Below are 18,781 nucleotides of genomic sequence, written 5' to 3'. Positions count from 1 at the left end.
CATGCCACACCTTCACCAGCCTTGTTAATGTGCGTCGATCCTCTTTTTCCCCTGCCTCGGGTTTTTCCGTGTCCTACCCGAAAGCGAGCGCCCCACCTTTGGTGGCGAATGCATCCGACCCACCCTCAATTAACCTCGCTGTAAATCCCCACCACGCGCCCCACCGTTTTTATCTCGTCGATACCGCATTCAAACGGAACCTTGCCGCCCGCCACGTGGAGTTTTTTACCCGGCAGCAGCGTGAGGTCGCGGATGCTGGCAGTGCCTTCAATCTCAACCAGCCACAGGCCGTCGGTTAACGATGCTTCTTTTTCAATAAAGTGCAGCTTTCCCTCCGCCCGAACGGCGATGCCGCGAGCCAGCGGTTTGCTAAAGAAACCAGAGTCAATACTCAAAGTGGTATTTTCTTCCAGCTTTCCATCACTCAGTGTGAATGTGGAAACCGAAACCGGATCGCCCGGCGCGGGGTGACCTTCAAACTGTGCACCTTGTCCGGTCATCAGCCAGCGAAGGCTGGCACCGGTGTCCAGCGCGCACTGAACCGCAAAGTCGTAAGAGACGGTACCGCGCGCGTAGCGGTTCTGAAGCGAGCTGGCGGCGATATTAAAGTGCCGGGCCAGCTGGATTTTCTGCGTGAAACCATATACCTGACAGATTCTATCGAGTAACTCTTCATTATTCACTTGAGAATCTAAAATCAAAATATATTCCTTTGGGTGTTTACTAATACTCATTTGGGTATTAGTATCATTACAAATTCGGGCAATCAGCGGCAGGCGTTGGCAAACAGAGGCTAATGATTGCAGACATTATCAAAATGGGAATCATGCAGCATGGCATCTGAAATCGCAATCATCAAACGGCGGAAAAAACCGTGCTGTGCCCGTTTTCAGCGCACTAGCGTGCGTGAGTTTACGCGAGGGGAGATATGGCGATAGAAGCTGCCCGTGCAAGGGTTCCACTTAGCGTGGGAGCGCGCCTTAGCGGGCTTAACCACATCGCTGAACTGCGCGCCCGATACGGGAGCGATAGCGGAAAAGAGCTGGCGCGGTTTATGGCTGAACTGCGCGATAAGCGCGATCCCTGTTTTGAGGAGAACAGCAGGGCGCTGGCCGCCCTCTTTTTCCTGGCGAGATTGCCCGTCGCCCGTCATGAGTGCGAGCTCAGTGAGCTAACCACAGAGGAGAAAAGGGCGCTGATTAACGCCATGAATCATTTTCGTGCTGTCGTGAGTTTATTTCCTGAACGGCTGACCATGCCGATATAACCCAACCCAAAAACTAATGGCGTAAACCCGCCGGGCATCCTTTTGCCTGAATTTAAGGAGAACGCGTGATGCGAAACAGTGAAAACCGCCCTTATCCGACCGGAAGTGAAGAACTGAAGCGCCTGCTGGCAGAGGCAAAAACAGAGGAACGATGCGCGCGAGCCCTCGCGGTCTCCCTGCGTCTGGAGGCCCTGGCGAGCCATATCTACAAAACCGGCATGAGCGGAGAAGACGTTGCCGAACTGCTGTGCCACGAGGCGGCCCGCTACGAGCGTGAATCCCAGGAGCTGCACTGATGGCCGATTTTATCGATCTTGCGCAGGCGCGCGAGCAGGAGGACAGAGAGCGGTACATTAATCGCGCCCGCAGACGACCCGCATCGCCTTCGCGTTTCCTCTGCGAGGACTGCGAGGCCCCGATACCGGAGGCGCGCCGAATAGCGGTGCCTGGGGTAGCCCTGTGCGTGACCTGCCAGGAGATCGCGGAGATGAAAAATAAACACGTCCGGGGAGGATAAGTTGGCTACGTCATTTGCTTATCCGTGGAATGCCCCACGGTCGGCCATTGCCAGCCCTTATCTCACCCACGCCCAACAGCAGCGCCGCGATCGCCTTTTCGCGGCGCTGCAGCAGGCAAGAATTTCCCTCTCACAGCAGCCTGACTGCGTACGCTTCGAGGTCTGGCGCACGGTTGACGCCCTCGAACAGCATAGGGGCAGCCCGCAGGCTAACGCCTTTTTGATCCGCTTCTGCAAAAGGATGTTACCCCGTCTGAGGCGGGTCTCTGAACGCTATGCCTGCACAGGCCTGCACGACGAGGTCTCGAGGGCCGTGTTTGACGGCCATTTCGACACTCAGCTTCTGCAATACCTCGCCTCGCGGATGGTCGAACTGGTGGCCCGCTATAACCGCCTTCCGGATATGTCCCGCGCGGACATCGACCTGCTGGCCGCAGATATCGCCAGCTTTATTCGCGGCGAGCTGGCGAATATTAACGATGCTGAGATGGGTGAATACCAGACGCTGTACGTCTGGTATCAGCGCGCCGGACTGATCGCCCGACAGTTCAACGTGTCGCCTCCGCACTGGGAGCGGGTGTCGAAGACGTTTTTCAACAAAGATGACGTTGCCGCGGCGGTGATCCGCATGTTTTCCGAGGCGTGGTGGCGCGGGCGTCTGCGTCGGGTCGCGGCTGCCTGGCGCGAGCATCTGCAGATTGCCCTCGGCAACGTCAGCAAGCGAAAAGCGGCGTATGCGAGCAAACGCTGCGTGACCGAGTGGCGCGAGCAGAAGCGCCGCACCCGCGAATTTCTCAAGGGCATGGAGCTGGAAGATGAAGAGGGCAACCGCATCAGCCTGATTGAAAAATACGACAGCTCGGTGGCCAACCCGGCGATACGTCGCTGTGAACTGATGACCCGTATCCGCGGGTTTGAAAATATCTGTGAGGCGCTTGGCTACGTGGGCGAGTTCTATACCTTAACCGCGCCCGCGCAGTATCACGCGACGCTGAAATCAGGCTTCCCCAACGCGAAGTGGAACGGGGCCAGCCCGGCGGATACGCAACTCTACTTTACCCGCCTGTGGGCGCGCATCCGGGCAAAACTGCACCGGGACGGGCGCCGTATCTTTGGTATCCGCGTTGCGGAACCCCATCACGACGGTACGCCCCACTGGCACATGCTGATGTTTATGCTGCCGGAAGACGTCGAATGCGTTCGCCGGATTATTGGGGATTATACCCGGCAGGAGGATGCTGCCGAGCTGCAGAGCGAAGGCGCCAGACAGGCGCGCTTTCACGCGGACGCGATCGATCCGCAGAAAGGCAGCGCTACCGGCTATATCGCCAAATACATCTCAAAGAATATCGACGGCTATGCGCTCGATGGCGAGACCGATAACGAAAGCGGTGGTCTGCTGAAGGAGACGGCGTCCGCCGTGTCGGCCTGGGCAGGGCGCTGGCACATTCGCCAGTTTCAGTTCATCGGCGGCGCGCCGGTAACGGTCTACCGCGAGCTGCGGCGTCTGGTGGATGCCGAGGCCGCGCGCGGTCTGAGCGTTGAGTTTGCTGCCGTCCAGGAGGCTGCCGACGCCGGGGACTGGGCGGGTTACGTTACTGCGCAGGGCGGGCCGTTTGTGCGTCGCGATGATTTACAGGTGCGCACGCTGTATGAGCCGCGCGCCGGGTTTAACCAGTACGGCGAGGAAACGGTCCGCATCCGCGGCGTGTACGATTCTGCCGTTGGCGCGGGCAGCCCAGTTTTAACCCGGCTCACGCAGTGGAAAATTGTGCCGAAGCGGGCCGCGGATCTTAAGGACGCGCCCGTATCCTCTCGGAGTTCTGTCAATAACTGTACGCAGACCGATCTTTCTCAACCCCTCAGCCGACGTGCGAGGCGGGCGTTAACCGAACGCATCAAATTCATCCGCCCTGGCGCGACAGCGCCCGTCGTCTTCGCGAGCGACCCGCAGAACGGGGTACCGGAGAAGGTGATCGATGAGATACGGCTCGCCACCGGGATAGCCATCAGCCGGGCAGAAGCCCTGCATCTGATGGCGGGAGGCATCAGCCGCTTTAACGATAAATGGTGCAGGGGCGCAGCTGACGGATCGCTATTTCCGGCACCGTGTTCTTACCAGCAAAAGGCGCGGAAAATCCTTGAACGTATTGGGCTTTTAACGGATCTCTTCGCTCAGAGGGCACGCTAATCTCCATCCATATCATGTACATACCGTGAAGGGTTCTGATTTTTCGCTTCACTCTTTTTGTGAATACGTGCTACTGTATGTTTATACAGTATCTCGTGGTGGAGGTTGTGTGGACAGAGAGTTGAACGAGCAGGTCATGATTGAACGAGTCGAGCTGATTGCGCGACTGACGACGGAAGGAACGTGTCAGGAAAGAGATCGTGAGATTGCCCTGAATTTGATTGCTGAGATTGCGCGGGGAAATTTAATCAAGAACAACGCATTTACCGTTGTATTCTCAGCATCGCCTGTTCCGGAACGAATCAAAAAAGAGGGCAACGTTCGGGTGAACATTACTCTCGATAAAGATCAGCAGATTGACCCTGCCGTCGCTGAGGCCTTTCAGTGCGAACTGACCCGCAGAATACGATCCCTGTTTCCGTCATCGCGGGTGAACGTGAAAATCGGATCGGTGACGGGGGTCGAACTCCAGGGGCTTGAAAAAGAAGCCGATCGCGAGGCGCTGGACGCTATCCTCCGGGAAGTCTGGGAAGACGAGAGCTGGCGCTAGCCCCGGCGTCATCACCCGTACCAACACCCTCATTCCTGTTTTGCGCTTCCGTTGAACCACGCTTCGCCGCTCGCGGACGATCTGTTGTGCCCGCGATTGTCCATCCGTCAGCGATAGCGAAAAGCCTGCTGGCCCGGGAAACTCTACGGTACCTGGAAACCGGATGTTGGGAGCGTCTGATGAAAATCTATGCAATGCAAGGGGACACGCTTGATGCCGTTTGCGCCCGCTTTTATGGGCGCACGGCTGGAGTCGTTGAAGCCGTTCTGAAGGCCAATCCTGGCCTCGCGGAGTTAGGCGTTATCTTGCCTCACGGCACGCCGGTAGAGATGCCGGAGGTGAATAGCGCCCCCACAAAAGAATCCGTAAACCTATGGGACTGAGCCTGGAGAAAATCACCACGTTTATCGCCTACTGGCTGGCCGTGGCGCTGGCATGGTTCGGGGCGATGTCTCCTGAAAAAGTCGCGCTGTACGTGGGGAGTCTGTGCGCCATTTTTACCGCATTAACGAATTACTGGTTTAAGCGAAAAACCTGGCGCTATCTCCAGTCTCTTGGCCTCGATAAGAAGAGCATTCGTGAACTCAATCATTAAGCGTTGCAGCGTCGCCGGCGTGCTGGCCCTGGCGGTGCTGATGCCTGACTTTCGATTACTGAAAACGTCCCCGGAAGGATTGGCGTTGATTGCCGACCTCGAAGGATGTCGCCTCTCGCCCTACCGGTGTAGCGCCGGCGTATGGACGTCCGGCATTGGCCACACGGCAAACGTTGTGCCGACGCGGGACATTACCGAGCGTGAGGCTGCGGTAAACCTGGTTGCTGATGTGCTCAATGTTGAGCGGCGTCTGGCGGCGTGTGCACCGGTAGAGATGCCGCCCCGGGTCTATGACGCGCTGGTGAGTTTTACCTTTAATGTCGGCGCAGGCGCTGCCTGCCGTTCGACGCTGGTGTCCTTTATCAAACGTAAACAGTGGCCGCAGGCATGCGGTCAGCTTACCCGCTGGGTGTACGTCAACGGCGTCAAAAATGCCGGGCTGGAAAACCGTCGCGTCCGCGAGAAGGCCTGGTGCATGAAGGGGCTGCCGTGAGAACGCTCATGCTGGCGCTGGCCGGGCTGCTGGCCATCGCGCTGTGGCTTCGTCATGACAACCTGAACCTGTCCCGTTCCTTAGCCGCGGCCAACCGGGTCGCCAGCGAGCAAAAAACGGCCCTCGCCACGCTTAATCAGCAGCTGTCCCTGTCGCAGCGAATGGCCAGAGCAAATGAAAACGCCCAGGTCAGGCTCCGTGAGGAGCTTGTCACCGCGGGCGAGGAGAGGGCAAGACGGGAAGCGACTATCGGGAGATTACTCAATGAAAATGAAGCGTTACGCCGCTGGTATACCGCTCAGCTGCCTGATGCTGTCCGCAGGCTGCACACCCGCACCGCCTGCGCCTCTGCAGCCCATTGTTTACAACGCCTGCCCGAAGGTGAGCCGCTGCCCGATGCCGGGGAGCGAACCCGCCACTAACGGCGATCTCAGCGCGGATATTCGCAGGCTGGAATACGCCCTTATCGCCTGCGCGCTGCAGGTTGAAACCATTAAAGACTGTCAGGATAAACTCGATGCACAAACTCAAGAGCCTGCGTCAGGCATTAATTGACGCGATCCCCCAACTCAATGCCAACCCGGAGCGCCTGCAGATGTCGGTCGGAGGCGGCAATATTGACGCCCGCCAGGCCTCCTCGCTCTCCTTTGAAAAGCGGTATGCGCTGAACGCGAAGGTTAGCGGCTTCACCGGCGACAGCGAGGGATTTTTCGTCCCGGTGCTGGCCTGGCTTCGGGTAAACCAGCCGGATATTTTTACCCTCGATGAAGGCCGCAAAAACGGTTACACCTTCGCGATCGTCTTAAACGATGACGATACGATGGATATCACCATCAGCGTGCAATTAACCGAGCGTATTCTTGTTTCCCAGGAGCAGGGCGCTCTGCACGCGACGTATTCCCCCGAGCCGCCGCTGCCGGAGCCCGTCACGCGTCCGAAGGCGCTGTACGTTAACGGCGAGCTGGTCAGCCAGTGGGAGGAGTAATTTCCCCGCGCTGAAGGCCGCCATCCGACTGCCGTCTGGACCGCTTGTTGTATCATCCCGCAGAAAACCCCGTCTCGTTGCTGCCGTTCCTCCTGAACGGCATTCTCTTCTCATGAATACATTAACTTCCATGAACGGCATCGCTCGCGCGATCCGCAATCTTATTCGTATCGGTGTTGTGACCGATGTTGACCTCAGCAGAGGGCTTTGTCGTGTCCAGACCGGCGGGATGAAAACCACCTGGCTGAACTGGCTCACCTGTCGTGCGGGACGTTCACGCGTCTGGTGGGCCCCTTCCGAGGGAGAGCAGGTGCTGCTGCTGGCCATCGGCGGCGAGCTTGATACCGCCTTTGTGCTGCCCGGCATTTTCTCTGACGACCATCCGGCGCCGTCCGGGTCGCCTGATGCGTTCCACGTCTCGTTTCCTGACGGGGCGGTCATCGAGTACGAACCCGGTCACGGGGCGCTGACGGTTACAGGCATTAAAACGGCCGATATTACCGCCTCTGAATCGCTGACCGCCACCGTGCCGGAGGTGAGGGTGACGTCAACGTCCCGCATCACGCTGGATACGCCTGAAGTGGTGTGCACTAACAAGTTAATTACTGCCTCTCTTGAAGTGCAGAAGGGCGGTGTGATGGCCGGAAATATTGAGCATTCCGGCGGTAAATTCACCTCCAACGGGGTGCAGGTGGATAACCACGCGCACGGCAGTGTGCAAAGCGGCGGAAGCTGGACTAAGGGGACACAATGACGGTGCGTTACAGGGGGATGAACAGGCAGACCGGGCTTAGCCTTTCAGAGGCGGAACACATCCGGCAAAGCGTGCGCGACATTCTGATTACGCCGATTGGCTCGCGGGTCATGCGGCGGGATTACGGCTCGCTGCTGGCGGCGATGATCGACAGGCCGCAGAGCCCGGCGCTGCGTCTGCAAATCATGGCCGCCTGTTATTCCGCCATCCAGAAATGGGAGCCGCGAATAAGCCTGACGGCCATCACTTTCGAGCGTTCGGAGAACGACGGGACGTTGTATGTCGATATCACCGGCACGCGCCCGACCTCCGGGCAATCCTTTTCTATCACCATTTCACTGAGTTAAACGCTATGGCTATTGTTGATCTGAGCCAGCTCGCCGCGCCTGATGTCGTGGAGGAGGTGGATTATGAAACGCTGTTGGCAGAACGAAAGGCCACCTTTGTCTCCCTCTATCCGGAAGAGGAGCGAGAGGCGATTGCACGGACGCTGACGCTGGAGTCCGAGCCGATTGTGAAGCTCCTGCAGGAGAACGCCTACCGGGAAGTTATCTGGCGCCAGCGGGTTAATGAGGCTGCGCTGGCCGTGACGCTGGCCTATTCTTCCGGTCACGATCTGGACGTTATTGCGGGAAACAATAATACCGAACGCCTGACCATCACCCCGGGCGATGACACTACCATTCCGCCAACGGCTGCCGTCATGGAGTCTGATGCTGACCTGCGACTGCGTGCGCAGCAGGCCTTTGAAGGGTTGAGCGTCGCGGGGCCGGTTGGAGCCTATGAATATCATGGTCGAAGTGCCGACGGGCGGGTCGCTGACGTTTCGGTTGAAAGCCCTCAGCCCGCATACGTGACGATTTCGGTGTTATCCCGTGAGGGGGATGGTACCGCTCGTCCTGAACTACTGGCGGTTGTTGAAAAAGCGCTTAACGCTGAAACCGTCCGCCCGGTCGGCGATCGTGTAACTGTCCAGTCAGCAGAAATTGTGCCTTACAAGATAAACGCAACGCTCTACGTTTATCCCGGACCAGAAGCTGAACCCATCAGGCAAGCTGCAGAGCAGAAGCTGCGGAATTATATCAGCGCGCAGCATCGCCTTGGACGCGATATCCGTCTCTCGGCCATCTATGCAGCACTTCACGTTGAAGGCGTGCAGCGCGTGGAACTGGAATCTCCCCACTCTGACATTGTACTGAGTAAGTCGCAGGCCTCGAACTGTACCTCGTATCAGATAGCGATCGGGGGTTCGGATGAGTGAAAGGCTGTTACCCGTTGGATCCTCGCCGCTGGAAGTCGCCGCTGCCGCTGCGCTCTCGAATATTGAACGAGTGCCGGTACCGCTACGCACCTTATGGAACCCCAGCGCGTGCCCGGTGAATTTACTTCCCTACCTGGCATGGGCGCTGTCGGTAGACCGTTGGGATGAGGCGTGGCCGGAGAGCACGAAGCGCAGCGTCATTATGTCCTCGTTTTTCGTCCATCAGCACAAAGGAACCATCAGCGCATTGCGTCGTGTGGTGGAACCGCTTGGCTTTTTGATTGAGGTGCGCGAGTGGTGGCAGCTCGGTGAGGAGCCTGGCACATTCCGTCTGGTTGTCGGTGTGCTTGATAACGGCATCACTGACGAAATGTATCAGGAGCTTGAACGGCTCATTGAGGATGCCAAACCGGCAAGTAGACACATGACCGGGCTGGCTATCAGCCTGAGCTCAACGGGAGAGTTTTATGTTGGCGCAGGATGCTATCACGGCGATGCGCTGGCTGTTTACCCCTATACCACTGAGGAACTTATTGTCTGTGGTGATTATTACCCGGCCTCGGCCATCCATTTGATTGATAACCTGAGAGTGAACGCATGACCGCAAAATATTTTGCCATACTGACGAATCAGGGCGCGGCGCGGCTAGCTAACGCGACGGCACTTGGTACGCAACTCAACCTGACGCAAATGGCGGTAGGCGACGCCAACGGAACGTTGCCAACCCCCGACCCGGCGCAGACGAAGCTCGTCAACCAAAAACGCATAGCGCCGCTGAACCTGCTCGCTGTTGACCCAAACAATACCAGCCAGATCATCGCTGAACAGATTATTCCCGAGAATGAGGGCGGTTTCTGGATCCGAGAGATCGGTCTCTATGACGACGACGGCATTCTGATCGCCGTGGCTAACTGCCCGGAGACATATAAGCCTCAGCTGCAGGAAGGCAGTGGCCGCACGCAGACCATCCGCATGATTCTTATTGTGTCGAGCACATCGTCAATTTCCCTGAAAATTGATCCGTCGGTTGTGCTGGCAACGCGTCAGTACGTTGACGATAAAGTTATTGAGGTAAAGGGCTACGCTGATGATCAGATGAAAAAGCATATTGCTGCTGATAATCCGCATAAACAGTACCCTTTAATCGCCAATGCGTTAAAAGAAATTGCCGATGCAGGGTTGAGCGCCGAGGTTCTCAAAAACCTTGGTTTGGGAGAAGGCTCTGCTTTGCCGGTGGGTGTACCCGTTCCATGGACATCAGCAACTCCACCGACGGGGTGGCTTAAATGCAACGGAGCGGCGTTCACAGCCTCCCAGTACCCTAAATTGGCGCTTGCCTATCCAGCCCTCAAACTGCCAGATCTTCGCGCTGAGTTTATACGTGGCTGGGATGATGGCAGAGGTATAGATAGCGGAAGGGGGTTGCTGTCAGCCCAGTTTGGTTCCGGGATTGGGATGTTTGTTGGCGGTTATTCTGATGGAACTGCATATATTGCAGTGAGTGATTTCGATAGCGTTGTCGATAATAGCCCATCATGGTCACATATTAGTACCGCTGGAATAATTTCTTCAATTACGGGGCAAAAGTCATCATTTGGCGCCCGCCCCCGTAACATCGCATTTAACTACATCGTGAGGGCCGCATAATGGCGAAGGCAAAATTAAACAATGAGCTTATTGCTACAGTGACCGGTGATATAACTGTGTTTAACTACGATGGTGAAACGCGCGAATATATTTCCTCCTCGGTTGAATATTTAGCGGAAGGTGTAGGTATTCCAGCCTTGTCATGCATTGATGCGCCTGGTGAAATTAAAGAAGGTTTTACTATTTGCCGCACCTTTGACTTAAACGGATGGGAGTACATCGCTGATCATCGCGGTAAAAGTGTATATAGCACAAAGTCAGGGGAGAAAGTCACGATTTCCCTACCGGGTGATTATCCGAAAGATACGACGACACAAGCCCCTGGAACGCCATATGATAAGTGGAATGGCAGCGAGTGGATAACCGACGCAAAAGCGAAACACTCTGCGGATGTGGCAAAGGCCGAACAGCAGAAAACTGCATTGCTAGCGGAAGCGTCTGCAATTATCGCACCATTGGTAGATGCTCAGGCTGGAGGCTACATTGATGATGCAGATATCCCTCGTCTGACTGAATGGCAGCGGTATCGTTATAAGTTAACTAAGGTTGATACCGATACCGCTCCGAACCTTAACCTTCCACCGAAACCCGAGGTATAGGTCATTCAATATCGGGTGCTTTTGATGGATCAATAATCATCAGTAGCACCTGATATTTTCTGCATTTAGCCAGACAGCGTATTCATTTATTCGTTGTCAGAGATATCAGATTTAATTTCCATAAGAGATGGCTCACCTTTTTCATTGACGTCAAGTCGCATTCCCTCTGGTATTTCCCGCATCGTGAAAAACCAGTTATCCTCAGGGAGTTGAATAGCACCTCCAGTATCGTGGAAACCATGAATGACCTCTGTCATCGTGATCGGATTAAATAGGCGCATAGTAAACTCTCCACGAAAAACCATTATTTGATGGGGCACCCGTTGCGGCCATTGTGCAACGAGCTTTGAAACCGACATTTGTTGTTAAAGCATCAATGATCATTGATGAATGAGCATAGTTGGGCGTAGTACCGGGATCAGCAGAAAGACGTTCGGCAATGCTGATATAGCGGCTTATACCTGGCAGCGCAATTGGGTAATTAACCGTTGCCAGGCCGTTATCAAGGATTACACCATACCCCATAACCTCAATGGCTCCATCCGACCATATTACCCAAGCTCCATTTGCGTTACTTCCTCGACTGGTTACGTATTTAGCTCCTCCCAAACCAAGGTTTTCGAAAATGCGTGTTTATCCATTAAATGGCATGATTTCCGGTTTTGACGGAGAGAAATACCATGCTTATTGGATACATACGCGTGTCAACAAATGAACAAAACACCGCCTTACAGCGTGACGCGCTGCAGCGTTCAGGATGTGAGCTCATTTTTGAAGATAAAATCAGCGGTAAATCGACAAATAGACCGGGACTCAATCGAGCTCTCAGACAACTTAATGCGGGCGATACTCTCGTTGTATGGAAACTTGATCGGCTCGGGCGCAGTATGCGCCACCTCGTTTCAATGACGGAGGAACTACGCCAGCGAAGCATTAACTTCCGCAGTTTGACTGATAGCATTGATACCTCAACGCCAATGGGGCGTTTCTTCTTCCATATCATGGGGGCGCTTGCTGAAATGGAGCGTGAACTCATTGTCGAGAGGACGTGCGCCGGGCTGGCCGCAGCGCGAGAACAGGGACGAATTGGTGGCAGACGCCCTAAATTGACGCAGGAGGAATGGGCTCAGGCTGGCAGGCTGATTGCTTCCGGGGAATCCCGACAGCGCGTTGCGTTAATTTTTGATGTGGGTATTTCCACGCTTTATAAAAAATTCCCCGCCACGATAGTCGGACAATCGTTGTGCCAGCGGCCGCTGGACAGGGATGGTTAGCTCATAGCAAGCCCAGCCGCGACAATATCACTCACCAACTAACCAAGGAGTTAAACGGATGAGTGATTTTCACCACGGCGTGGAAGTTATCGAAATCAACGATGGCACCCGCACCATTTCCACTGTCTCGACGGCAATCATCGGCATGGTCTGTACGGCCAGCGATGCTGACGACAAGACATTTCCTTTAAACGAGCCCGTGCTCATTACCAACGTGCAAAACGCAATTGCGAAAGCCGGTAAGGCGGGGACGCTGTCCGCTTCTCTGCAGGCGATCGCCGACCAGTGCAAACCGGTTGTCGTGGTTGTTCGCGTGGCCGAAGGCACCGCTGAAACCCCGGAAGAGGCGCGCAAGCAGACCGTTTCCAACATCATCGGTACTACTGATGAAAACGGTAAATATACCGGCCTGAAGGCGCTTCTCACGGCGAAAACGGTGACCGGCGTTAAGCCGCGTATTCTCGGCGTGCCGGGGCTGGACTCTCAGGAAGTGGCGACCGCACTGGCCGCCATGTGCCAGAGCCTGCGCGCGTTCGGCTATGTCAGCGCGTGGGGATGTAAAACCATTTCTGAGGCGATTAACTATCGCCAATACTTCAGCCAGCGCGAGCTGATGGTTATCCATCCTGATTTTCTGGCATGGGATACCACCACGAACGCAACGACGACGGCCTGGGCGACCGCCCGCGCGCTTGGCCTGCGCGCCAAAATCGACCAGACCATGGGCTGGCATAAAACCCTGTCAAACGTTGGCGTCAACGGCGTTACTGGCGTAAGCGCTTCTGTCTCCTGGGATCTGCAGGAACAGGCCACCGACGCGAACCTGCTCAACCAGGCTGGCGTCACCACGCTGATTCGCAACGACGGCTTTAAATTCTGGGGTAACCGTACCTGCTCAGACGATCCGTTATTCGTCTTTGAAAACTACACCCGTACCGCACAGGTGCTGGCCGATACCATGGCGGAAGCGCACGCGTGGGCGATGGATAAACCCATCACGCCAACGCTTATTCGCGACATCGTTTCCGGTATTAACGCCAAGTTCCGCGAGCTGAAAACCAACGGCTATATCGTCGACGGCTCCTGCTGGTATGACCCTGAGTCGAACGATGCAACCACCCTGAAAGCGGGGAAACTGTATATCGATTACGACTACACCCCCGTCCCGCCGCTGGAAAATCTGACCCTGCGCCAGCGCATCACCGATACCTATCTGGCAGACCTGTCAGATTCGGTTAACAGCTAAGGAGCTGAAGCATGGCGTTACCACGCAAACTTAAGTACCTAAATATGTTCAACGATGGCCTGAGCTATATGGGCGTTGTCGAGTCCGTGACCCTACCGAAGCTTACCCGCAAGCTGGAGAAGTATCGCGGCGGCGGTATGCCGGGCTCGGTCTCTGTCGACCTCGGCCTGGACGATGATGCCCTGGCGCTGGAGTGGACCGTCGGCGGTCTGCCGGACGCCGCGCTGTGGGCGCAGTACGCCTCTCCGGGCGCGGACAGCGTGCCGCTGCGCTTTACCGGCTCTTATCAGCGCGATGATACCGGCGAAATCTCCGCCGTCGAAATCGTCATGCGCGGCCGTCATAAAGAGTTTGATGGCGGTGAAAACAAGCAGGGCGAGAGCGGCACCACCAAGATGTCCACCGAGTGCGCTTACTATCAGCTGACCATTGATGGCAAAGAGATCATCGAAATCGACATCATCAATATGGTGCTCAAAGTCGATGGCGTCGATCGCCTGGCAGAACACCGTAAGGCCATCGGCCTGTAACCCTTTAACCGGCCGGGATGACCGGCCGGTGAGTTAACTTTCAGAAGAGTAACGAAATGGAAAATATCAACGAGACCGCCATGAACGAAAGTGAAAACCCACATATCGTCACGCTTGATAGCCCCGTTCAGCGCGGCGAGCAAAAAATCGAAAAGGTGACCATCGCAAAACCCAATGCGGGGACCCTGCGCGGCGTATCGCTGGCGTCGCTGGCGCAATCTGACGTTGATGCGCTGATTAAGGTGCTGCCGCGAATGACCTCCCCAGCGCTGACCGAGCATGAGGTTGCACGCCTGGATGCCTGCGATCTGCTCTCTTTTGCAGGTAAGGTGATCGGTTTTTTGTCACCGGCTTCGGCTCGCTAAAATTTCCCGAAAATGTGTCGGTCGACGATCTGATGGCGGATATCGCGGTGATTTTTCACTGGCCGCCGTCAGAACTGTACTCCCTTAGCGTGACCGAACTCCTCTTATGGCGCGAAAAAGCGCTGCAGCGAAGCGGAAACCACCATGAGTAATAATGTCAGTCTTCAGGAGCTGCTTAAGGCAGTCGACCGGGCAACCCGACCGCTTAACGCTCTCCAGAACGCCAGCCTCACTCTCGCGAGCGATATCCGCGATGCGCAGACGGCGCTGGGGGCGCTCGATGAGCAGGCGGGGCGCATTAACGGCTTCAGAAAAGCAAATGCCCGGCTCGCCACGACGGAGCAGTCGCTTGCTCAGGCGAAACAGCAGGCCGCGGCGCTGGCGGTACAGTTTAAAAACACGCAAAACCCCACCCAGGCGCAGGCTGATGCGCTGACTGCAGCCCGAAAATCGGCAGTCGACCTGAAGCATGAGTACAACAGCTTACGCTACTCGGTACAGCGTCAGCGTACTGAACTCGCTCAGGCGGGAGTGAACACGCGCACGCTCTCGTCGGATGAACGTCGTTTAAAAAGTCACATCAGCGAAAAAACGCAGCAGCTTAACCGACAGCGGGATGCGCTGGCCCGCGTCAATCAGCAGCAGGAGCGGCTGAGTGTCGTTCAGAATCGCTACGAGTCAGGCAAACGCGTTACCGCGCGGGTGCGTCAGCTTGCGAATACGGGCGTGGGCATCGCAAAAGCGGGCTTTGACCAGACGTCCCGGTTTATCGCCCCTGGCATCAGCTTTGAAAAGCAGATGTCGGCCATTCAGGCAAACCTTGGCCTGGCGAAGGGGGATTCCCGGCTTGAGGCCATTCGCCAGCAGGCGCGGGAGGTCAGCGCCAGGACCGGAGTACCCGCAGATACGGTCCTCCGGGCACAAACCGAACTGACTCGTTCAGGCTATGACGCCGATGGGCTACTTGCGGCCACCGCGCCAACGGTCAACCTCAGCCTGGCGGGGAATGTCGACGCGGCTAACGCGGCCGATATGATCGCCAGCACGCAGGCCGCGTATAGCCTGGCCGATGCGGACGCGGGACGCATCGCAGATGTGCTTACGCGCGGTTCTGCCTCTTCGAATACCAGCCTCGCTGAGATAGTGGCGGCCGTTACCTCCGCTGCGCCCGCTGCGGATGCCGCCGGTATGGGGCTTGAAGAGACCACCGCGCTGCTTGGCGTTCTGGCGGAAAAAGGAATGAAAGGCGCTGCCGCGGGGGACGCGCTCAGCGCGATGTTGCGCCATGTTCAGACTCCGGATGCCATAAAAGCCGCGGGGGCGCTGGCTTCCGCGGCGGGTGATGGATCGCTTGATGAAAAACGCCAGCAGTTGCAGGGGGCAAAGGGCAGTACCGCGCTCGCGGCTTCCGTGCAGACCGATAATCTTGACGGTGATATCAACCGATTCCAGGCCGCGTGGAACGGGTTGAAGATTGATGTATTTGATAAAGCGGATGGCGCTCTGCGCAACCTGATAACAACCGCAACCGGCTGGCTTGGTACGGCCTCCCTTTGGGTGAATGCCAACCCTGAGCTGACGCAGACCCTCGCCAGCATCGTTGTCGGCGCGCAGGCGTTTGCTGGCGTACTGGGTGGCGTAGGCACGGTTATCGGCCCGGTACTGACGGGCGTCAATATGGTTATTACCGCGGCCGGGATGTTGGGAACGGTATTCAGCGTGGTGGGCGGCGCCATCATGACGGTGCTGGGTGCCCTTAGCTGGCCGGTGATTGCCCTTGGCGCGGCGATTGCTGCCGGTGCTTTGCTGATTTTTAAATACTGGGAGCCCATCAGCGCCTTCTTTGGCGGGGTGATGGAAGGGCTTTCAACGGCTTTCGCACCGCTGGGTGCGCTGTTCTCACCGGTGATGGCGGTGTTTGACGCTATCTCGGAGAAGCTGGGCGGTATCTGGCAATGGTTCACCGACTTGATTACGCCGATCAAGGCGACGCAGGAAACGCTGGATGGCTGTAAAAACGCTGGCGTGATTTTTGGTCAGGCGCTGGGCGATGCGTTAATGGCCCCGCTTGATCTCTTTAATAGCCTGAGCGGCAAGGCCAGCTGGCTGCTGGAGAAGCTCGGTATTATCAAAAACGAGTCGGGCGATCTCGACGCCGCTGCGGCAAAAGCAGAAGCGGCATCCTCACCGGCGGGCAGCGCTTATATTCCGGGCGCGGGGATCTCTGGCGGCAGCCTGGGGTATCAGCCGACCATCGCTACTGGAGGACGCTCTTACGTCGATCAGAGTAAAAGCGAATATAACATCACGCTGCAGGGGGGCACGGCCTCCGGAACGGATCTGACCCGTCAAATCCGGGAGACGATAGATAATATTGAACAGGATAAAGCGAGACGGCAGCAATCCAGCTTTATGTATAGTTGAGGAGAGAGAAAATGTTAATGGTGCTGGGGCTGTTTGTCTTTGAACGACGAACCTTACCGTATCAGTCAATGATATTCACAAAAGACTACCGCTGGGCATCCAGCGCTCGCATCGGGAAACCCAAAGCCTGGCAGTACCTTGGCGAAGGTGAGACATCCTTTAGCCTCTCCGGCTTACTTTACCCGGAACTCACGGGAGGGCGGCTTTCGCTCAAGGCGGTTGAGCTGATGGCAAATGAGGGGCGGGCATGGCCGCTGATAGACGGTACCGGCATCATTCACGGCATGTTTGTCATTGAGAAAGTCACGCACACGCATTCGGATTTTTACAGTGACGGTACCGCCCGAAAAATTGAGTTTACCCTGTCGCTAAAACGCGTGGACGAATCGCTGATGACGACGTTTGGCGACCTGCGAACGCAGGCCTCAGAGCTGGTGGAAAGCGCACGGAATAGCATTGGAGGGCTGGTGGGATGATCACCGAAATGAATATCCGGGCGGGTGGAAAAATCGCCCCTGATTTTATGCTTAAGCTTGACGATCGTGATATCACGCAAAATTTCAGCCATCGTCTTATCAGCCTGACCATGACCGACAAACGGGGGCTGGAAGCCGATCAGCTGGATATTCTGCTGGATGATTCCGACGGGCTGCTGGACTTGCCTGCCCGGGGGCAAGGCTGTCCTTATGGCTGGGATGGGAGGGAACCCCGCTCGAGGAGAAAGGGGACTTTACGATTGATGCGATTCATTTCCGGGGCGCGCCGGATACGCTGACCATCCGGGGATTCAGCGCAGATTTTCGTGGAAAGCTAAACGTGCGGCGCGAACAGTCGTGGCATGACACGACGATTGGCGCGATAGTCGATACCATCGCTCAGCGTAACCAGTTGACCGCCAGCGTCGCGTCGGGGCTTGCATCCATCGCCATCTCTCATATTGACCAGTCTCAGGAGACAGACGCGGCGTTCCTCTCCCGCCTTGCTGAACGTAATGGAGCATTTGTTTCAATCAAAGCCGGGAAGATTATCTTTATGAAAGCGGGCCAGGCCGTGACGGCCAGCGGCACTCCGCTTTCCTTAATGATGATTGAACGTGGGGATGGAGATAAGCACCTTTTTTCCATAGCTGACCGTGAAAATTATTCCGGCGTAACGGCCAAATGGCTGCAAACGCGTGACCCCAAACAACAAAATCCTCAATTGAGTATTGCTCGTCAGTCCGGAGGGCAGCAGACAGAAGCACTGCAGCACCCGGATGCCGCCGCACCGGTAGCGGGAGCAGCAGGCAAGGAGCAGAAACCGCAAGAGAGGCTGGTGGGATCGGCGGAAAACGTATTTGAGCTAACCACGGTTTATGCCTCTGAAGAGCAGGCGCTCAGGGCCGCAGAGGCTAAGTGGCGCGCGCTTCAGCGGGGAACCGTAGAGTTTTCCATCCAGCTTGCCCTGGGACGCGCCGATCTGTTCCCCGAAACGCCGGTACTGGTAAACGGTTTTAAACGCATCATCGACGAGCAGGCGTGGATCATCAGCGAGGTGGTGCATACCCTCAACGATAGCGGATTTACCACGCAGCTTAAGCTTGAGCTGAACGTCAGCGGCGAAAAATTTACTGTTGATAGTGAGTAATGTAGTTGCTATTGGTTTTATTTTGGGTATTATTGATTCACAAAATGTGAATCAAGTGGAGGGGTACATGTTTCATTGTCCTAAGTGCAAGCACTCTGCGCATGCGCGTACCAGTCGCTATCTAAGTGAAAATACCAAAGAGCGCTATCATCAGTGCACCAATGTGGATTGCAGCTGTACGTTCGTGACGATGGAGTCCGTGGAGCGCCTGATCGCGACCCCGGGCGCCTCTGAGCGTGTCCGAACGGCTTCGCTAAACCACGGTTAGCGGCTGCGTTGCCGGCTCAAAAAATCAATAAAAAAGCCACTCAATTGAGTGGCTTAATCATATGATTCTAAAACTAAAATTTGGTGGCCCCTGCTGGACTTGAACCAGCGACCAAGCGATTATGAGTCGCCTGCTCTAACCACTGAGCTAAGGGGCCGTGGCGGTGAATTATAAAGTAACTCCCCGCAG

At 56.2% G+C, this 18,781-nt stretch carries 28 protein-coding genes, 1 tRNA gene and 1 pseudogene; 26 read left to right on the top strand and 4 right to left on the bottom strand.

Annotation, left to right across the window (positions count from 1 at the left end):
• Positions 1-125: 125 nt before the first annotated feature.
• Positions 126-701 (bottom strand): phage repressor protein CI, encoded by a 576-nt coding sequence (locus tag EnteroDNA1_RS10925; RefSeq protein WP_047060318.1) that lies wholly within the window; start codon positions 699-701, stop codon positions 126-128.
• 227 nt (positions 702-928) lie between these two features.
• Between EnteroDNA1_RS10925 and EnteroDNA1_RS10920 the strand changes: the two genes are divergently transcribed.
• From EnteroDNA1_RS10920 to EnteroDNA1_RS10845, 17 genes are all read left to right on the top strand, one after another.
• Positions 929-1,267 (top strand): DUF5347 domain-containing protein, encoded by a 339-nt coding sequence (locus EnteroDNA1_RS10920; RefSeq protein ID WP_033146696.1) that lies wholly within the window; start codon positions 929-931, stop codon positions 1,265-1,267.
• Positions 1,268-1,335: 68 nt separating this feature from the next.
• Positions 1,336-1,563 (top strand): DUF2732 family protein, encoded by a 228-nt coding sequence (locus EnteroDNA1_RS10915; protein WP_029741400.1) that lies wholly within the window; start codon positions 1,336-1,338, stop codon positions 1,561-1,563.
• Entirely contained in the window at positions 1,563-1,784 is a 222-nt protein-coding gene (locus EnteroDNA1_RS10910) for a TraR/DksA family transcriptional regulator (protein ID WP_045404086.1), read from the top strand. The genes EnteroDNA1_RS10915 and EnteroDNA1_RS10910 overlap by 1 nt, the downstream gene beginning before the upstream one ends.
• A gap of 1 nt (position 1,785) precedes the next feature.
• The gene (locus tag EnteroDNA1_RS10905) at positions 1,786-3,975 is read left to right on the top strand and encodes a replication endonuclease (protein WP_048981241.1); all 2,190 of its coding nucleotides are present in this window, start codon (positions 1,786-1,788) and stop codon (positions 3,973-3,975) included.
• A 109-nt stretch (positions 3,976-4,084) separates the two neighbouring features.
• Positions 4,085-4,525, top strand: a complete 441-nt coding sequence (locus EnteroDNA1_RS22175; RefSeq protein ID WP_048981242.1) for a DinI-like family protein — start codon at positions 4,085-4,087, stop codon at positions 4,523-4,525.
• A 179-nt stretch (positions 4,526-4,704) separates the two neighbouring features.
• Positions 4,705-4,908, top strand: coding sequence for a tail protein X (locus EnteroDNA1_RS10895; RefSeq protein WP_023309248.1), 204 nt, complete (start codon positions 4,705-4,707; stop codon positions 4,906-4,908).
• Positions 4,899-5,120: an HP1 family phage holin gene (locus EnteroDNA1_RS10890; RefSeq protein WP_029741404.1), complete on the top strand. Its 222-nt coding sequence runs from the start codon at positions 4,899-4,901 to the stop codon at positions 5,118-5,120. Before EnteroDNA1_RS10895 ends, EnteroDNA1_RS10890 begins: the two co-directional genes overlap by 10 nt.
• Positions 5,104-5,613 (top strand): lysozyme, encoded by a 510-nt coding sequence (locus EnteroDNA1_RS10885; RefSeq protein WP_048981243.1) that lies wholly within the window; start codon positions 5,104-5,106, stop codon positions 5,611-5,613. The genes EnteroDNA1_RS10890 and EnteroDNA1_RS10885 overlap by 17 nt, the downstream gene beginning before the upstream one ends.
• An 8-nt stretch (positions 5,614-5,621) precedes the next feature.
• Entirely contained in the window at positions 5,622-6,035 is a 414-nt protein-coding gene (gene lysB / locus EnteroDNA1_RS10880) for an Rz-like lysis system protein LysB (RefSeq protein WP_071891638.1), read from the top strand.
• Entirely contained in the window at positions 5,923-6,168 is a 246-nt protein-coding gene (gene lysC, locus EnteroDNA1_RS22580) for an Rz1-like lysis system protein LysC (protein ID WP_231926973.1), read from the top strand. Before lysB ends, lysC begins: the two co-directional genes overlap by 113 nt.
• Positions 6,131-6,598 carry a phage tail protein gene (locus EnteroDNA1_RS10875; protein WP_033146690.1) on the top strand — a complete coding sequence of 156 codons (468 nt, stop codon included), beginning with the start codon at positions 6,131-6,133 and terminating at the stop codon, positions 6,596-6,598. The genes lysC and EnteroDNA1_RS10875 overlap by 38 nt, the downstream gene beginning before the upstream one ends.
• 112 nt (positions 6,599-6,710) lie before the next feature.
• Complete coding sequence (locus EnteroDNA1_RS10870) at positions 6,711-7,352, top strand: phage baseplate assembly protein V (protein WP_033146689.1); 642 nt, start codon at positions 6,711-6,713, stop codon at positions 7,350-7,352.
• A complete protein-coding gene (locus tag EnteroDNA1_RS10865) occupies positions 7,349-7,699 on the top strand; it encodes a GPW/gp25 family protein (protein WP_064673337.1) in 351 nt (116 codons plus the stop codon). Before EnteroDNA1_RS10870 ends, EnteroDNA1_RS10865 begins: the two co-directional genes overlap by 4 nt.
• A gap of 5 nt (positions 7,700-7,704) precedes the next feature.
• Positions 7,705-8,613 carry a baseplate assembly protein gene (locus EnteroDNA1_RS10860; RefSeq protein WP_039260509.1) on the top strand — a complete coding sequence of 303 codons (909 nt, stop codon included), beginning with the start codon at positions 7,705-7,707 and terminating at the stop codon, positions 8,611-8,613.
• Positions 8,606-9,214 (top strand): phage tail protein I, encoded by a 609-nt coding sequence (locus tag EnteroDNA1_RS10855; protein WP_064673336.1) that lies wholly within the window; start codon positions 8,606-8,608, stop codon positions 9,212-9,214. Before EnteroDNA1_RS10860 ends, EnteroDNA1_RS10855 begins: the two co-directional genes overlap by 8 nt.
• Complete coding sequence (locus EnteroDNA1_RS10850; protein ID WP_064673335.1) at positions 9,211-10,260, top strand: phage tail protein; 1,050 nt, start codon at positions 9,211-9,213, stop codon at positions 10,258-10,260. Before EnteroDNA1_RS10855 ends, EnteroDNA1_RS10850 begins: the two co-directional genes overlap by 4 nt.
• A complete protein-coding gene (locus EnteroDNA1_RS10845; RefSeq protein WP_069303327.1) occupies positions 10,260-10,859 on the top strand; it encodes a tail fiber assembly protein in 600 nt (199 codons plus the stop codon). The genes EnteroDNA1_RS10850 and EnteroDNA1_RS10845 overlap by 1 nt, the downstream gene beginning before the upstream one ends.
• A gap of 86 nt (positions 10,860-10,945) precedes the next feature.
• Here EnteroDNA1_RS10845 and EnteroDNA1_RS10840 read toward each other — a convergent pair whose 3' ends face one another.
• Both EnteroDNA1_RS10840 and EnteroDNA1_RS21845 read right to left on the bottom strand, forming a co-directional pair.
• A complete protein-coding gene (locus EnteroDNA1_RS10840) occupies positions 10,946-11,140 on the bottom strand; it encodes a hypothetical protein (RefSeq protein ID WP_064673334.1) in 195 nt (64 codons plus the stop codon).
• On the bottom strand, positions 11,127-11,384 hold the full coding sequence (locus EnteroDNA1_RS21845) for a hypothetical protein (RefSeq protein WP_223998064.1): 258 nt from the start codon (positions 11,382-11,384) through the stop codon (positions 11,127-11,129). Before EnteroDNA1_RS21845 ends, EnteroDNA1_RS10840 begins: the two co-directional genes overlap by 14 nt.
• A 155-nt stretch (positions 11,385-11,539) precedes the next feature.
• Here EnteroDNA1_RS21845 and EnteroDNA1_RS10835 point away from each other — a divergent pair, with 155 nt between their 5' ends.
• From EnteroDNA1_RS10835 to EnteroDNA1_RS10795, 9 genes and pseudogenes are all read left to right on the top strand, one after another.
• On the top strand, positions 11,540-12,133 hold the full coding sequence (locus EnteroDNA1_RS10835; RefSeq protein WP_032659854.1) for a recombinase family protein: 594 nt from the start codon (positions 11,540-11,542) through the stop codon (positions 12,131-12,133).
• 58 nt (positions 12,134-12,191) lie between these two features.
• Entirely contained in the window at positions 12,192-13,379 is a 1,188-nt protein-coding gene (locus tag EnteroDNA1_RS10830) for a phage tail sheath protein (RefSeq protein WP_064673333.1), read from the top strand.
• An 11-nt stretch (positions 13,380-13,390) separates the two neighbouring features.
• Positions 13,391-13,909, top strand: coding sequence for a phage major tail tube protein (locus EnteroDNA1_RS10825; RefSeq protein ID WP_023309235.1), 519 nt, complete (start codon positions 13,391-13,393; stop codon positions 13,907-13,909).
• A 56-nt stretch (positions 13,910-13,965) separates the two neighbouring features.
• On the top strand, positions 13,966-14,274 hold the full coding sequence (locus tag EnteroDNA1_RS10820) for a phage tail assembly protein (RefSeq protein ID WP_064673332.1): 309 nt from the start codon (positions 13,966-13,968) through the stop codon (positions 14,272-14,274).
• 32 nt (positions 14,275-14,306) lie between these two features.
• Positions 14,307-14,426, top strand: coding sequence for a GpE family phage tail protein (locus EnteroDNA1_RS10815; RefSeq protein WP_023616176.1), 120 nt, complete (start codon positions 14,307-14,309; stop codon positions 14,424-14,426).
• Positions 14,419-16,698, top strand: a complete 2,280-nt coding sequence (locus EnteroDNA1_RS10810) for a phage tail tape measure protein (RefSeq protein ID WP_069303326.1) — start codon at positions 14,419-14,421, stop codon at positions 16,696-16,698. Before EnteroDNA1_RS10815 ends, EnteroDNA1_RS10810 begins: the two co-directional genes overlap by 8 nt.
• An 11-nt stretch (positions 16,699-16,709) precedes the next feature.
• Positions 16,710-17,174, top strand: a complete 465-nt coding sequence (locus EnteroDNA1_RS10805; protein ID WP_023309232.1) for a phage tail protein — start codon at positions 16,710-16,712, stop codon at positions 17,172-17,174.
• A pseudogene (locus tag EnteroDNA1_RS10800) lies at positions 17,171-18,324 on the top strand (phage late control D family protein). The gene EnteroDNA1_RS10805 and the pseudogene EnteroDNA1_RS10800 overlap by 4 nt, the downstream one beginning before the upstream one ends.
• 67 nt (positions 18,325-18,391) lie before the next feature.
• Positions 18,392-18,592, top strand: coding sequence for an ogr/Delta-like zinc finger family protein (locus EnteroDNA1_RS10795; RefSeq protein ID WP_029741756.1), 201 nt, complete (start codon positions 18,392-18,394; stop codon positions 18,590-18,592).
• Between the two features lie 81 nt (positions 18,593-18,673).
• Here EnteroDNA1_RS10795 and EnteroDNA1_RS10790 read toward each other — a convergent pair.
• A tRNA-Ile gene (locus EnteroDNA1_RS10790) sits at positions 18,674-18,749 on the bottom strand.
• Positions 18,750-18,781 lie beyond the last annotated feature (32 nt).

The organism is Enterobacter sp. HK169 (assembly GCF_001719105.1).
In the GTDB taxonomy this organism is placed as follows: Bacteria; Pseudomonadota; Gammaproteobacteria; order Enterobacterales; family Enterobacteriaceae; genus Enterobacter; species Enterobacter asburiae_B.
The sequence above is the reverse complement of the archived record's forward strand: the minus strand, read 5'-3'. Positions and strand labels throughout refer to the sequence as shown.